Consider the following 13,815-nt stretch of genomic DNA (forward strand, 5'->3'; position numbering starts at 1 on the left):
TTCACGTCGCGGACCTCCTGGCCGGGCCGCCACGCCGCGCCCGGTACGCGGCGGCCTTGGCGCGGTTCTGGCAGGCCAGCCCGCAGAACCGGCGCGAGGCGTTACGCGTGACGTCGAAGAACACCAGCTCGCAGCCCGCCGCCTGACACGCGGCCAGCCGCTCCCCCTGCCCCACGCCGATGACCATCGCCAGTGCCGTGCCCGCGTCCGCGGCCATCGCACCGGCCACGTCGGCCTCGACCGCGTGGAAGGCCAGGACCGGGGGCTCGCCGTGGAGGTTGGGGACGGCGCCGTGCCGTACCAGGAGGGTGTTGAGCTCGGCCACGCCCGCGTACGGTCCGGCCAGGAAGGCGGGGCGCAGGGCCGTGGCCGCCTCGGCCAGCCGGCCGGTGTCGAGCGGGCCGCCGTCGCCCGGGGGGCGGGGATGGCGGGCGCGCCAGTCGGCCAGCGCGGGTTCGAGCGCCGCCAGCCGTTCGGCCGGCGTCTCGGGAAGGGGCCGGGTACGGCCCTGCGTGTGGTCGACGGCGAGGGCGTTCACCAGCACGACGGCCAGCTCCGCCCACCGCCCGACATAACTGTCTATTTGGGATTGACCAGTGATGCGCCACACGTCTATCGTCACTGCCATAACCTTATTAGACAGTGAGAGGACGCCTCATGTCCACGATCTCCAGGCTTGCCCGCAGCATGTGGCACCAGTTGGAGCCGGTCCACGCCGCCGTCTACTTCGCCCCGCAGGCCTTCGAGCGGGCCGCGAAGCTCGGCTACGACGTCGAGTCGCGCTGGCCGAGCTACTTCGCCTGGCGCACCGCGCCGCTGGGGGCGGCCGGCCCGCACCTGGTCAGCGCCGCCTACTACAGCTTCAGCCCGGCCATGGTCGCCGGTTGCGTACCCGGGATCTGGGCGACCGCCTCCCCCGCCGAGGTGCTGACGGCCCGCCTGGAAGCCGTGGACCACCTCTACCGCGACTGGCTGGGCGACCACCTGACCTCCCCCGGCCTGGCCGAGGCCGCCGAGCTGGCCCGGTCCGCGGCCGAGAGCGTCACCACGCCGGGACGCCCCCTGGCCGCCGCCAACCTCGACCAGCCCTGGGCCGCCGAACCGCACCTGGTGCTCTGGCAGGCGGCGACCATCCTGCGCGAGCACCGCGGCGACGGGCACCTCGCCGCGCTCCAGGCGGCCGGGCTGGACGGCTGCGAGTCGCTCGTCTCCTTCGCCGCCATCGGCGCCGCGCCGGTCGAGACCTTCGCCGGGCGCGGCTGGAGCCCCCAGGAATGGGCGGCCGCCGGGGAACGGCTGCGCGAGCGCGGGCTCATCGGCGCCGACGGCCTGGCCACCGACGCGGGACGCGCGCTGCGCGACCAGGTGGAACGCATGACCGACGACCTGGCCGCCGCGCCGTGGCGCGGCCTGGGCGAGGAACGCGCCCAGCGCCTGGCCCAGCTCAACGGCCCGGTCCTGGGCGCGGTCTTCCAGGCCGGCGTCCTGCCCATGACCAGCACGCTGGGCATCGCCACCGTCAAGGCCCCGGACTGACGATGATCGAGCGACTGACGGGTGAGTCCGCGCGGGCCCGCGCCGAGACCCTGGTCGCGGTGTACCGGGAGGCGTTCGGGCCGCCGCCGTGGAACGAGGGCGAGGACGAGGTCGAGGCCTTCCGCGCGCGGCTCGACGAGGACTCGCGGCGGCCGGGGTTCACCGCGGTGCTCGCCACCGCGGACGGCCGCCCCCGCGGATTCGGTACGGCCTTCCCCACCCCGTCGCCCCTGCCCCGGCGCAGGTCCTACGGGTGGGCGGCGGAGATCGCCGGGGCCGGGCGGCTGATCGGGGCGCTGGAGGTGACCGAGCTGGCCGTCTCGCCGCAGGCCCGCGGCCGGGGCCTGGCGGGCCGGCTGCTGGAGGAGCTGTGCTCCGGCGCGCCGCGCCGCTGGCTGCTGACCTCCACGCAGGCGCCGGACGCCGTCCGGCTCTACGAGCGGCTGGGCTGGCGGCGGCTCAACGACGGGCCCGGGGTGATCGTGTTCACCTGGGATATGGTTGCCCCAGACGTTAACGGTTAAGGGCTGGGGACAGTGAACGACCTGGACGCCACGCTATCCGCGCTCGCCGACCCGACCCGGCGCAAGGTGGTCGACCTGCTTCGCGAGGGGCCGCGACCGGCCGGGGAGCTGGCCGAGGCGGTCCAGATGAGCGCGCCCGCGCTCAGCCGGCATCTGCGGGTGCTGCGCGCCGGCGGGCTCGTCCAGGCCGAGACCGGCGACGACGACGCCCGCCTGCGCCTGTACTCCCTGCGCCCCGAGCCCTTCACCGCGCTGCGGGCCTGGCTGGACCAGGTCCAGGCGTTCTGGGCCGAGCAGCTCGGCTCGTTCAAGGAGCACGTGGAGCGCGAGCGGTGAGCGGGGGCACCGACTCGGTCACCGTGAGCGTGACAGTGGCCGCCGATCCCGGCACCGCGTTCCGGGTGTTCACCGACGAGATCGACGCGTGGTACGTGCGCGGGCCCTACAGCTGGGTCAACGCCGAGCGGGCGGCCGGGATCAGGTTCGAGGACGGCTACCTGCGCGAGGTCTGGAAGGACGGCGGGCACGTCGACACCGGGCGGATCCTCACCTGGGAGCCGCCCCGGCGCCTGGTGTGGGCCGACCTGCTCAACGACGGCGCCATGGAGATCGAGGTGGAGTTCCGCGGGGTGGCCGGCGGCACCGAGGTGGTGCTGGTCCACCGCGGCCTGGACACGCTGCCACCCGACGTGGCGGGGCGGATCCGCCGCGGATACTCCTGGAAGATCGGCCTGGAGTGGTACGCCGACTTCCTCGGCCGCTGAGGGGTCAGCGTCTGCCGTACTTCTTGTGCGCGGCCTGCTTGCTGACCCCGATCGCGTCGGCGATCGTCGCCCAGGGCAGGCCCGCGACCCGCGCCCGCCGGACCTGCACCGCCTCCATGCGCTCGATCTCGCGCCGCAGCGCGGTCGTGGCCCGCAGGGCCAGCAGCGGGTCCTCGTCCTGTGCTTGCCGTACGAGGCCTGCCAGGTCGTTCGTCATGGACTAAAGGTAGTCCAGCAACAGCGTGGTGATCACCTTCGGACGTTCCAAGGACGGCAGATGACCGGCCCAGTCGAGCTCCACGAGCCGCGCGTCCGGCAGGTTCTCCGCCAGGTGGCGGGCGCTGCGCCGGAAGTGGAGCAGGTCGTGGGCGCCGCCGGCGACCAGGGCGGGCACGTCGATCTCGGCGAGCGTGAAGTCCGGCTCGAACTCGTCCACGTCGCGGCCGAGCTGCAGCGAGAAGGCGTTCGCCTGCATCTCCACGACCAGCGCGCGCGCCTCGTCCGTGGCGTGGGGGCCGAGCCACGTGGCGGCGTTCAGCTCGGCGGCGCCCCTGATGTCGCCCAGCTCCAGCAGCCGGTCCTCCTCGGCGCCGAACGCCTTCATGTCGTCGGTCTTCGGCACGTCGGAGGAGCCCGGGTTGAGCAGCACCAGGCGGGTGGCGCGGCCCTGCTGGGCCAGTTGGAGGGCGATGCGGCAGCCGTAGGAGGAGGCGACGACGGCCACGCGCTCGTGACCCTCCGCCTCCAGCACGTCCGCGACGTCTCCGCAGGTGCTGAACGGCTCCGCCGCCTCATAGGGGGTACGGCCGAAGCCGCGGAAGTCCGGGGTGATGACCCGGAAGCGCCCGGTCAGCTCCGGCATCTGGGGCTCCCACATGCGGGAGTCGGCCACACCCGCGTGGAGCAGCAGCACCGGGTCGCCGGATCCGGCGGCGCCGTACCAGATCGTCATCGTGCCTCCAGGACCAGGCGCACGCCGAGCCCGATGAGCACGACGCCGGAGATCTGCTCCAGGCGGCGGCGCACGGACGGGCGGGAGAGCACCGTCTTGGCGCGCGCGACCGTCCAGATGACCAGGCCGTACCAGAGGGTGTCGACGAGCACCCAGATGACGGCGAGGGCGACGAGCGTGAGCGGCACGTTCTGGCCTTGGGGCACGAACTGGGGCAGGAACGACATGGCGAACACCGCGGCCTTCGGGTTGGCCAGGCAGGTGCCGAGACCGGCGAGGTAGGACCGGCGCCAGCCGTCCACGGCCACGGGCTCGGCGAGCTCGGGACCGGCCGCGTCCCGGCGGCGCTTGCGGGCCTGCCACAGCGACTGCGCCCCCATGTACAGCAGGACGCAGGCGCCGGCCACCCGCATCACGTCGTAGGCGAGCTGGGAGGCCAGCAGCAGAGCCGACAGGCCGAAGGCGGCGGCCAGGGCCCACAGGAAGATGCCGGTCTCGTTGCCGAGGGTGGCGGCCATGCCGGAGCCGCGGCCCGCGCGCAACGTCTGGCGCAGGATGATCGCGGTGCTCACCCCGGGGACCATCGCCACCAGGACGCACGCGCCGATGAACGCGAAAAGATACATGGCGGCCATACTCGCACGCGTCAGGACATGTCAGCCGTAGATTTTCCCCAGCTCCGCCACCGCCTCGGCCATCAGCTCGCGCAGCTCAGGAGGCCCGAGCACCTCCACACTCGCGCCCATGCGCAGCAGCAGCCACCGGGCGTGGGTGATCGACTCGATCGGCACCGTGAGCGTGCGCCGGCCCTCGGCGTCCGGCTCACCCGCCGCCGCCATCGCCCCGGCCACGACGTCGTCGCCCATCGTGTAGGCCAGCAGCTTCTCGACGCCGGGCGCCGTCCTGATCACCGCCTCGGCCGTGTACATGCGTTCGCGGAACTCCTGCGCGTAGGCCCGCCAGAAGCCGCCCAGCTCGAAGTCGCCCGGCCGCTCGAAGGAGTGCCCGCCCGGCTCGGCGGTCAGGACGCGCGAGACCCGGTAGGTGCGCGGGTCGCCGCCCGCGGCCGGAGCCGCCACCAGGTACCAGGAGCCGCCCTTCAGCACCAGCCCGTACGGGTGCACGAGGCGCTCGACCACCTGCTGCCCCCAGCGCCGGTAGGTCATCCGCACCGCCCGCTGCTCCCACACCGCCTCGGCCACCACGCTCAGGAGCGGCACGTCGTCGGCCCCCCGGTACCAGCCGGGCACGTCGAGCAGGAACCGCTCACGCATGCGCGAGGCCTGCGAGCGCGGCTCCGGCGGCAGCGCCGCCAGCAGTTTCAGCTCGGCGTTGGCCACGACCTCCGACAGCCCCAGCTCCGCCGCCGGGCCGGGCAGGCCCGCCAGGAACAGCGACGAGGCCTCCTCGGCGGTCAGGCCGTTGAGCCGGGTGCGGTAGCCGTCGAGCAACTGGTAGCCGCCGGCCGGGCCGCGGTCGGCGTAGACCGGGACGCCCGCCGCCGACAACGCGTCCACGTCGCGGTAGACGGTCCTGACCGACACCTCCAGCTCCCCTGCCAGCTCGCCCGCCGTCATCCTGCCCCGCGTCTGGAGCAGAAGGAGCAGGGAGAGCAGGCGGCTGGCGCGCATGCCAGCACCCTACGCGATAGGTTTCTTGCCGCCTTTAGCCGGACAGAAGGGATGCCCTCATCGTGGTCGACGACAGCGGCCTGCAGGCGCTGCGCGAAGCGGCGCGCCTGTCCCCCGACAATCTGCCCCTGCGCCGGCACCTGGCCGACCTGCTCCTGGGCAAGGGCTACCTCGCCGAGGCCGAGGGCGAATATCGCGCCGCCCTCCTGCTCGCGCCGCGCGACCCCGCCATCACGGCCGGTCTGGCCGAGGCGTTCGCCCGGCAGGGAGCGTACGGCGCGGCGCTGTCGGCGCTGGAGCCCTTCCTGGCCCAGCCCGGATACCCGCCGCGCATGGGCGTGATCGCCGCCCGCGCGCTGCTCGGCGAGGGGGACCTCGCCCAGGCCGGGTTCCGCTACCACGAGGCGGTCATGCGCGAGCCGGAGGCCGCCGACCCCGAGCTGGCCGCCCGGCTGGCCGCGCCCTCGCCCGTGCCCGCGCCCATGCCGCCGCCGCCGGAGGAGAAGCGCTCCGGGGTCACCTTCGCCGACGTGGCCGGGATGGAGGGCGTCAAGGAGGCGCTGCGGGTCAAGCTGCTGCTGCCGGTGCAGCAGCCGGAGCTGTTCGCCGCCTTCGGCAAGCGCGCCGGCGGCGGGGTGCTGCTCTACGGGCCGCCGGGCGGCGGCAAGACCCACCTGGCCAGGGCGGCGGCCGGCGAGCTCGGCGCGTCGTTCGTGAGCGTGGGCCTGTCCGACGTCCTCGACATGTACGTCGGCCAGAGCGAGCGCAACCTGCACCACATCTTCGACGCCGCCCGCCGCAGCCGACCGTGCGTGCTGTTCTTCGACGAGGTGGACGCCCTGGCCGCGCGCCGCTCCGACATGCGCCAGGCGCACAACCGCCAGATCGTCAACCAGTTCCTGGCCGAGCTCGACGGCGTCGACGACAAGGCCAACGAGGGCGTGCTCGTGCTCGCCGCCACCAACGCGCCCTGGTACATCGACGTGGCCTTCCGCCGCCCCGGCCGCTTCGACCAGCTCGTGTTCGTGCCGCCGCCGGACCTCGCGGCGCGGGCGGCGATCCTGCGCATCCTGTGCCGGGACAAGCCGCTGGCCGAGATGGACTTCGACGCCGTCGCCAAGGCCACCGCCGACTACGTGGGCGCCGACCTCAAGGGCCTGGTCGAGCGGGCCGTGGAGGACAAGCTGCGCGAGTCCATCACCGCCGGGCGCCCCGTGCCGCTGACCACCCGCGACCTGCTCGCCCTCACCAAGTCGCAGCGGCCGAGCTCCGTACGCGAATGGCTGGCCACCGCGCGCAACTACGTCATGCACGCCAACGACTCCGGCGCGTGGGACGAGCTCCTGCCGTGGGTCAACCGGACATGGTGAGCGCCGAGGACGGCATCCGGCGCGCCCGCGCCCTGCTCGACCTGCGCCGCGCGCCCGAGGCGGCCCGCGCGCTGCACGGCGTCCTGGCCCAGGACCCCGGCAACTCGCTCGCCCACGCCTACCTCGCCCTCGCCCTCAGCTACCAGGACCGATGGGAGGAGGCGTCGGACGCCGCCGCCGAGGCGATCAGGCTGGCTCCCGACACCTGGTTCCCGCACTACATCGCCGGCCAGGTCCACCACCGGGCGCGCCGCCCGTACGAGGCCCTGCCGCCGATCCAGGTCGCCCTCGCGCTCAACCCCGAGTGGGCGCCGCTGTGGGAGCTCCTGGCCCGGGTACGGCTGAGCGCCGGCCAGTACGGCGAGGCCGTCGCCGCCGCCCGCCAGGCCCTCGCCCTGGACCCCGAGGACGCCGACCCCGCCACCCTGCTCGCCCTCGCCCTCACCGGGCTCGGCCAGGCGCCCGACGCCCGCGCCGCGGCCGCCCGAGCCCTCGCGCTCGACCCCGAGAACGCCAACGCCCACCTGGCACTCGGCCGCCTCGAACTGGCCCACGGCGACCCCGCGCGCGCCGCCGACGCCTTCCGCGAGGTGCTGCGCCTGGCGCCCGGCTTCGACGACGCCCGCGACCTGCTCGTGCTCGCGCTCAAACGGCGCAACCCGCTGCACCGGGCGCTGACCCGCGTGCGCGAGCGCAACCGGGGCGGCTGGCGCCTGCTCCTCCTTCTTCCCGCGGTCCCGCCGATCATCCTCGTCTTCGTCGTCATCGCCTTACTGCACTGGGCGGCGTGGCTGGCCGAGGCGTGGGCGACGCTCCGCCTGCACCTGGGCGTCCGCACCCGCCTGTTGCTGCCGGCCGCCGAGGCCCGCACCGCCGCGCTGAGCTGGGCGCTGGCGATCATCGGGCTGACGACGCTGGTGACGGGCATCGCGCTCGGCCACGAGCCGCTGGGCACGGCGGGGTTCGCGGTGATGGCGCTGGTCACGCCGCTGCAGGAAGCCGCCCACACCTCCGCCCGCCGCGGTCGCGCCCTCCTGTACGGCTGGGCCGCCCTGCTGGCCGCCACCGTGGTGACCTCGGCGGCGCTCGCCTCGGGGCAGACGCTGGGGCTGCTGGGCGCGTACGCGGCGCTGGGCACGATCTGGATCGCCGGCGGAGTCCGCCGGCTGGTCACGCGTTAGCTCGTACCGGTTCTTGGCGGGCCGGTTCCGGACGGGTCAGGCGAACTGCTGCCAGGCCAGGCGGGTGACCATGGCGGCCACGACGATCAGCAGCACGATCCGGACGAACGAGGCGCCGCGCTTGAGCGCCATGCGGGCGCCCAGGCGGGCGCCGGCGATGTTGCACACCGCCATGCCGAGACCCAGCGCCCACAGCACGTGCCCCTGCAGCCCGAAGACGACGAGCGCGCCCACGTTGGTCCCGATGTTGATGATCTTCGCGGTGGCGCTGGCGTTGACGAAGTCGAGGCCCAGGATGGTGGTGAACGCGATGATGAGAAAGGTGCCGGTGCCCGGCCCCATGATGCCGTCGTAGAAGGCGATGCCCACGCCGCCGACCGCGACCGCCGCGACCACCCGGGCGTTCGTGCGCAGGTGTGGCTTCGGCACCTGGCCCATCGCGGGCCGCAGCGTGACGAACGCCGCCACCCCCAGCAGCACCACCATGACCACCGGCCGCAGCACCTCGGCGCTGATCGCCACCGCGGCCGTGGCCCCGAGCCCGGAGCTCAGCACCGCCAGCGCCCCCGCCGGGATCGCCACCTGCCGGTCCAGCTTGGTGGAGCGCACGTACGTGATGGCGGCGGTGGTGGTGCCGAAGACGGACGACAGCTTGTTGGTCGCCATGGCCTGCACCGGCGGGATGCCCGCCATCATGAGCGCGGGCAGTTGCAGCAGCCCGCCCCCGCCCACGACCGCGTCCACCCATCCGGCTCCCGCGGCGGCCACGAGCAACACGACGACCTGTTCCAGCGACACGCCACTCCCCCGTCACGGCCCACACGGACCGCACAGAGGGTACAAACCCCACCCAAACTCCCCCACACCCGGGGTCACCCGCGGGTCCCGTGCCGGCAGCGACACCAGAACCCCGAGCGTCACCCGGACCCGGAGACCGGCCCGCCGAGATCACGTACGGCCCGGCGCGATGACCCCCACTCCCCGGCACCCCGGGGGCGCTCGTGCGCCGTTGCCGGAGTGCCGGGGAACCCGAGGGGGTCAGCGGGGGATGAGCGTGCGCTTGCGGCCGGCGAAGACGTCGTCGATCAGGCCGTAGGTGCGGGCCTGCTCGGCGGTGAAGACGCGGTCGCGTTCGAGGTCGCGCCGGATCTCCAGCTCGTTCCTGCCGGTGTGCCGGGCCAGGATGGACTCCTGCTGGTCGCGCATGCGCAGGATCTCCCTGGCGTGGATCTCCAGGTCGCTCGACTGCCCGCGCCCGCCCTCCGTGGACGGCTGGTGCAGCAGCACCCGGGCGTGCGGCAGCGCCCCTCGCTTGCCCGGGGCCCCGGCCGCCAGCAGGACGGCGGCGGCCGAGGCCGCCTCGCCGATGCAGACGGTCTGGACCTCGGGACGCACGTACTGCATGGTGTCGTAGATGGCGGTCATGGCGGTGTGGGAGCCGCCGGGCGAGTTGATGTAGAGCTGGATGTCCTGGTCGGGGTCGATCGACTCCAGCGTCAGCAACTGCGCCATCACGTCGTTGGCGCTGGTGTCGTCGATCGGCGTGCCGAGGAAGACGATCCGGTCCTCGAACAGCTTGTTGTAGGGCGTCATCTCCTTCATGCCGTAGGAGGTGCGCTCGGTGAAGGAGGGCAGGACGTAGCGTCCGCTCATGGTCAGTTCACCCCGCTGCTGGAGATGTGGTCGACGAATCCGTACTCCAGGGCCTCCTGCGCGGTGAACCAGCGGTCGCGGTCGGAGTCCTCCCTGATGCGCTCCAGCGGCTGCCCGGTGTGGAAGGCGATGAGCTCGGCCATGCGCCGCTTCGTGTACATCAGGTTCTCGGCCTGGATCTGGATGTCGGTGGCCGACCCGCCGATGCCGCCGAGCGGCTGATGCATGACGATCCGGGCGTTCGGCAGCGCGTAACGCTTGCCCGGCGCGCCACCGCACAACAGCAGCTGCCCCATCGAGGCGGCGAAGCCCATCGCGACCGTGGCCACGTCGCAGGGCACGAACTGCATCATGTCGTACAGCGCCATGCCGGCGGACACGGAACCGCCCGGTGAATTGATGTAAAGGGTCACGTCGCGCTTCGGGTCCTCGGCCGCGAGCAAAAGCAGCTCACCACAGAGTCGATTACAAATCTCGTCGTCGACCTCCTGACCGAGAACGAGGATGCGCTCCCGCAGCAAACGCTGGCCCAGCTGCTCCGGCCACTGCTTCGTCTCTGTCATGACCTGCCTTTCCGTCGACGTGCAATTACTTCCGACGGTAGACCCGGCGGCTCTGAATTCGGCTTTCTTTTCGCTCACGGGGGATTTCACCAAAGGCGTATTATGCCGTCCGCGAATTTCGTCGACATACAATGCACCCTGTGAGAAAGAACCTCGCCAGGCGGTGGGCCTGCCTGGTGCTCGGCGGCGCGCTGCTGATGCCGTACATGATGGCCGGGGTCCTGATGTCCGGCGTGCTCAGCGGCGGCGGGCGGGTGCCCGACCTGCTGCTCCCGGTCGAGCTGGGCGTGTTCGCGGCGGTGCTGCCCGTCGTGGCGCTGACCGGATTGTTCCTGCCGGTGCGCGCCCTGGAGGTCAACGCCGCGCAGGGGCTGCTCGGCGTGCACGTCGACACCCCGCCACGCCAGGCCCGCCGCAGCTGGCAGGAGCGCCGCCGCACCGCCGCCTGGTTCACGCTCCACCTGGGCGTCGGCGGGTTCATGAGCGGCTGCACGCTGGCGATCGTGCCGTTCACGCTGTGGACGCTGCCGCTGCCCCTGCACGGCGCCACCTGGCTCGGCTACGACGTCCGGCCCGGCTGGGCCGCGCTGCCCTGGACGCTGGCCGGGCTCGCGCTGCTGGTCGCGCTCGTGTTCGCGGTCGCGGCCGCCGGGGCGCTGCTGGCCAGGCTGGCCCCCGTGCTGCTCGGCCCCACCCCGGACGAGCGGCTGGCCGCCGTCGAGGAGCACGCGCGCGGCCTGGCGGAACGCAACCGGCTCGCCCGCGAGCTGCACGACTCCGTCGGCCACGCGCTCAGCGTCGTCACCCTCCAGGCCGCCGCCGCGGGACGCGTCCTGGACCGCGACCCCGGCACCGCCCGCGCCGCGCTGGCCGCCATCGAGCAGTCCGCGCGCTCGGCCCTCGACGACCTCGACCACGTGCTCGGCGTCCTGCGCGAGGACCGCGGCGGCCGCGGCGGCACCGAGCCGCAGGCCACGCTGGCCGACCTCGACGCGCTGGTGCGCGCCTCGGGCGCCGAGGTGCGCGCGGAGGTGGGCGATCTGAGCGGGGTGCCCGCCGTGGTGTCGCGCGAGGCGTACCGCATCGTGCAGGAAGCGCTCACCAACGCCATCAAACACGGTCATGGTCCTGTACGGCTGGCGGCAGCCGTACAGGGAGACGACCTGAAACTCGAGGTCGGCAACCCCGCGGCCGCCCGCGAGGAACGCGGCGGCGGGCGGGGCGTGACCGGGATGCGCGAGCGCGTCCGGCTGCTGCGCGGCGAGCTGGAGGCCGGACCCGCCGAGGGCGGCTGGCAGGTCTCGGTACGGCTGCCGCTACGGTCGAGCCCATGACAGTCAGGATCGTGATCGCCGACGACGAGGACCTCATCCGCGCGGGCCTGCGCATCATCCTCGACTCCGAGCCCGATCTCAGCGTCGTGGGCGAGGCGGCCGACGGGGCCGCGGTGATCCCGGTGGTGCGGCGCGAGCGGCCCGACGTCGTGCTCATGGACGTGCGGATGCCCGCCGTGGACGGCATCCAGGCCACCCGGCAGCTCGTCGCGATGGAGGAGCCGCCGAAGGTGCTGGTGGTGACCACGTTCGAGAACGACGACCACGTCTACGACGCGCTGCGGGCCGGCGCCGACGGGTTCCTTCTCAAGCGGACCAGGCCGGAGGAGCTGGCGAGCGCGATCAGGACGGTGGCCAGGGGCGAGTCGCTGCTGTTCCCCGCGGCGATCCGCGCGCTGGCGGGCAGCCGTCCGCGCGTGCGGGCGCCGGGGATCGAACGGCTGACCGGACGCGAGGGTGACGTGCTGCGGCTGATGGCCAAGGGGCTGTCCAACGGCGAGATCGCCGCCGAACTGGTGGTGAGCGCCGAGACGGTCAAGACCCACGTCGGCAACGTGCTGACCAAGCTCGGCGCCCGCGACCGCACCCAGGCCGTCATCGCCGCTTACGAGTCGGGGTTCGTCAGCCCGGCCTGAGACGTCACCTGCTCGCGCGCAGGATCTCGGCGGCGGGCAGGCCCGAACTGCCGGCGGCGCTCATGCCGGTGGCGGCCAGGTGGGCGTCGACCAGGCGCAGCCCGACCGCGTACCCGGCCATGTCGGGGATGCCGCGCGGCTCCCCGCCGAACTTGCGCACCGCGCTGTCGCCCAGCACGTACGCGGGCGTGTGCCGCATCCCCTGCAGATCGATGTCGGCCATGATCTTGCGGTAGGCGTCCTCCAGCGGCTCGCCGCTCACCATCGACGACCACGGCCCCATCGCCCCCGGCCCGGACACCTCGCGCACGAACGCCTCCGCCAGCCCCTCGGCCACGATGTGCTCGCCGACCGTGACGGTCTCCGGGTCCCACACGACGTTGTGGTAGCGGATCTGGTGGTGCATCTCGTGGACGGCGCAGTGGGCGATGCGCTCCACGTTCTCGTCGGTGGGCCAGGCCAGCAGGTAGAGCCAGCCGGGCGCGCCGCCCATGCCGTAGTAGCCGCGGGCGGTGGTCATGAGGTGTTCGTTGTCGGGGTTGCCGAGGACGAACATGACGCGTACCCGCTCGGGCTGCTTGAGGTGGGCCAGGCCCGCGCCGGCGCGCTCCAGCTCCTTCTCGATGCGGCCCTTGAGGTCGATCGAGACCAGCCGCTCGATGGCGGGCAGGTAGCGCGGGTCCTCGACGTCGGCCCGGAAGCCGCCGCCCTCGTGGTGGATGTCGACGAGGTCGCCGGGGAACGGGATGATCTCGCCGACCGGGGCGAGCATCTCGCGCAGCAGGTCCGGCCGCTCGGGCAGCGGGGCGCGCAGGATCGCGGCCATCGCGTCCAGGTTGTCGTGAACGATGAGCTCCATGCCGGAGACGCTAAACCCTCCTGTTACGGGAGGGTCAAACCGGAATCAGATGGGGTCGCCCTCGCCGGACTCGTCGCCCGGCGTCGGCCCGGGGGTGCCGCTGCCGCTCTGGCTCGGCGACTGTGACGGTGTCGGCTGCTGCGGCTCCGGCGTGAGCGGCGTCGGCGGCGGCGTCGGCACCTGCACCGTCGGCGGCAGCGGGCGCGGCAGCGGCTCGCTCTCCTGCCTGCCCAGCAGCAGGACCAGCGCGATCACCACCCCGACCAGCAGCAGCGTCAGCAGAACGGCCAGCGCCAGCAGCACGCGCCGCGCGGTCTCGGTCAGCGGCCTGGCCGCGCCCGGCCGCCCCGGCAGCGCCGGAGCCCGGTCCCCCAGCCAGTACGGCACGAAGTCCGGCCCATGCGCCTGCCCGATCAGCGTCCCGCCGACCATCACCGGCTCCAGGAAGCGCTCCGCGCCCGGCCGTCCCGGCAGGTACGGCACCGCCACCCAAGGCGCCACCCCCGCGTCCATGGCCAGCACCTGCGGCGTGCCGTCGAGCACCGCCGCCCGGCCCGTGGCCCGGCCCAGCCACCCCCGCACCCCGGCGGGCGCCGACTCGCGCACGGCGGTGACGAACCGGTCGCGCGCCGCCGCGTCCAGCGCCGCGCCCTTCGTCAGCACGGCCAGCGACACCGCCCGCCCGTCCTGTGCCTGACCGAGGTAGACGAACCCGGCGGGCAGGACGTGCAGGCGCGCCTGCACCGTGAAAGGGCCCAGGGAGGGCGGATCACCGTGCTGCAGCGGACTGGCCACCCACCCATGAAAGCACAG

General features: G+C 73.5%; 18 protein-coding genes. 8 read left to right on the top strand and 10 right to left on the bottom strand.

What is annotated here, in order from left to right:
• Position 1: 1 nt before the first annotated feature.
• The gene (locus tag ACIBI5_RS22695; protein WP_397249751.1) at positions 2-628 is read right to left on the bottom strand and encodes a CGNR zinc finger domain-containing protein; all 627 of its coding nucleotides are present in this window, start codon (positions 626-628) and stop codon (positions 2-4) included.
• 29 nt (positions 629-657) lie between these two features.
• Here ACIBI5_RS22695 and ACIBI5_RS22700 point away from each other — a divergent pair, with 29 nt between their 5' ends.
• Genes ACIBI5_RS22700 through ACIBI5_RS22715 form a run of 4 tightly spaced genes read left to right on the top strand, consistent with a single transcriptional unit; the run spans position 658 to position 2,824 of the window.
• A complete protein-coding gene (locus ACIBI5_RS22700) occupies positions 658-1,536 on the top strand; it encodes a hypothetical protein (protein ID WP_397249753.1) in 879 nt (292 codons plus the stop codon).
• 2 nt (positions 1,537-1,538) lie between these two features.
• On the top strand, positions 1,539-2,060 hold the full coding sequence (locus tag ACIBI5_RS22705) for a GNAT family N-acetyltransferase (protein ID WP_397249755.1): 522 nt from the start codon (positions 1,539-1,541) through the stop codon (positions 2,058-2,060).
• A gap of 12 nt (positions 2,061-2,072) precedes the next feature.
• Positions 2,073-2,396, top strand: a complete 324-nt coding sequence (locus tag ACIBI5_RS22710) for an ArsR/SmtB family transcription factor (protein ID WP_397249757.1) — start codon at positions 2,073-2,075, stop codon at positions 2,394-2,396.
• A complete protein-coding gene (locus ACIBI5_RS22715) occupies positions 2,393-2,824 on the top strand; it encodes an SRPBCC domain-containing protein (RefSeq protein ID WP_397249759.1) in 432 nt (143 codons plus the stop codon). Before ACIBI5_RS22710 ends, ACIBI5_RS22715 begins: the two co-directional genes overlap by 4 nt.
• 4 nt (positions 2,825-2,828) lie before the next feature.
• Here ACIBI5_RS22715 and ACIBI5_RS22720 read toward each other — a convergent pair whose 3' ends face one another.
• The 4 genes from ACIBI5_RS22720 to ACIBI5_RS22735 are packed head-to-tail and all read right to left on the bottom strand — an operon-like array spanning position 2,829 to position 5,407.
• Positions 2,829-3,041 carry a hypothetical protein gene (locus ACIBI5_RS22720; protein ID WP_379627807.1) on the bottom strand — a complete coding sequence of 71 codons (213 nt, stop codon included), beginning with the start codon at positions 3,039-3,041 and terminating at the stop codon, positions 2,829-2,831.
• A gap of 3 nt (positions 3,042-3,044) precedes the next feature.
• Positions 3,045-3,776 (bottom strand): alpha/beta fold hydrolase, encoded by a 732-nt coding sequence (locus tag ACIBI5_RS22725; protein ID WP_397249761.1) that lies wholly within the window; start codon positions 3,774-3,776, stop codon positions 3,045-3,047.
• Complete coding sequence (locus ACIBI5_RS22730) at positions 3,773-4,402, bottom strand: LysE family translocator (RefSeq protein ID WP_397249763.1); 630 nt, start codon at positions 4,400-4,402, stop codon at positions 3,773-3,775. Before ACIBI5_RS22730 ends, ACIBI5_RS22725 begins: the two co-directional genes overlap by 4 nt.
• 30 nt (positions 4,403-4,432) lie before the next feature.
• Positions 4,433-5,407, bottom strand: coding sequence for a helix-turn-helix transcriptional regulator (locus ACIBI5_RS22735; RefSeq protein ID WP_397249765.1), 975 nt, complete (start codon positions 5,405-5,407; stop codon positions 4,433-4,435).
• Between the two features lie 62 nt (positions 5,408-5,469).
• On the opposite strand from ACIBI5_RS22735, the gene ACIBI5_RS22740 reads away from it, so the two are divergent.
• Both ACIBI5_RS22740 and ACIBI5_RS22745 read left to right on the top strand, forming a co-directional pair.
• Entirely contained in the window at positions 5,470-6,777 is a 1,308-nt protein-coding gene (locus ACIBI5_RS22740) for an AAA family ATPase (protein WP_397249767.1), read from the top strand.
• Positions 6,756-7,958 carry a tetratricopeptide repeat protein gene (locus ACIBI5_RS22745; RefSeq protein WP_397249769.1) on the top strand — a complete coding sequence of 401 codons (1,203 nt, stop codon included), beginning with the start codon at positions 6,756-6,758 and terminating at the stop codon, positions 7,956-7,958. Before ACIBI5_RS22740 ends, ACIBI5_RS22745 begins: the two co-directional genes overlap by 22 nt.
• 36 nt (positions 7,959-7,994) lie before the next feature.
• Here ACIBI5_RS22745 and ACIBI5_RS22750 read toward each other — a convergent pair whose 3' ends face one another.
• The 3 genes from ACIBI5_RS22750 to ACIBI5_RS22760 form a co-directional block, all read right to left on the bottom strand.
• Positions 7,995-8,756, bottom strand: coding sequence for a TSUP family transporter (locus tag ACIBI5_RS22750; protein ID WP_397249771.1), 762 nt, complete (start codon positions 8,754-8,756; stop codon positions 7,995-7,997).
• Positions 8,757-8,996: 240 nt separating this feature from the next.
• The gene (locus tag ACIBI5_RS22755; protein ID WP_397249773.1) at positions 8,997-9,611 is read right to left on the bottom strand and encodes an ATP-dependent Clp protease proteolytic subunit; all 615 of its coding nucleotides are present in this window, start codon (positions 9,609-9,611) and stop codon (positions 8,997-8,999) included.
• A gap of 2 nt (positions 9,612-9,613) precedes the next feature.
• On the bottom strand, positions 9,614-10,174 hold the full coding sequence (locus ACIBI5_RS22760) for a ClpP family protease (RefSeq protein ID WP_397249775.1): 561 nt from the start codon (positions 10,172-10,174) through the stop codon (positions 9,614-9,616).
• Positions 10,175-10,314: 140 nt separating this feature from the next.
• On the opposite strand from ACIBI5_RS22760, the gene ACIBI5_RS22765 reads away from it, so the two are divergent.
• Together ACIBI5_RS22765 and ACIBI5_RS22770 are read left to right on the top strand one after the other, a co-directional pair.
• Positions 10,315-11,508 carry a sensor histidine kinase gene (locus ACIBI5_RS22765; protein WP_397249777.1) on the top strand — a complete coding sequence of 398 codons (1,194 nt, stop codon included), beginning with the start codon at positions 10,315-10,317 and terminating at the stop codon, positions 11,506-11,508.
• Positions 11,505-12,143 carry a response regulator gene (locus tag ACIBI5_RS22770; RefSeq protein WP_397249779.1) on the top strand — a complete coding sequence of 213 codons (639 nt, stop codon included), beginning with the start codon at positions 11,505-11,507 and terminating at the stop codon, positions 12,141-12,143. The genes ACIBI5_RS22765 and ACIBI5_RS22770 overlap by 4 nt, the downstream gene beginning before the upstream one ends.
• Before the next feature lie 4 nt (positions 12,144-12,147).
• Here the strand turns inward: ACIBI5_RS22770 and ACIBI5_RS22775 are convergent, their stop codons facing one another.
• Both ACIBI5_RS22775 and ACIBI5_RS22780 read right to left on the bottom strand, forming a co-directional pair.
• Complete coding sequence (locus ACIBI5_RS22775; RefSeq protein ID WP_397249781.1) at positions 12,148-13,002, bottom strand: DUF2268 domain-containing protein; 855 nt, start codon at positions 13,000-13,002, stop codon at positions 12,148-12,150.
• A gap of 45 nt (positions 13,003-13,047) precedes the next feature.
• A complete protein-coding gene (locus tag ACIBI5_RS22780) occupies positions 13,048-13,797 on the bottom strand; it encodes a hypothetical protein (protein WP_397249783.1) in 750 nt (249 codons plus the stop codon).
• Positions 13,798-13,815: the final 18 nt, after the last annotated feature.

This window comes from Nonomuraea sp. NPDC050540 (assembly GCF_044457485.1).
Lineage (GTDB): Bacteria > Actinomycetota > Actinomycetes > Streptosporangiales > Streptosporangiaceae > Nonomuraea.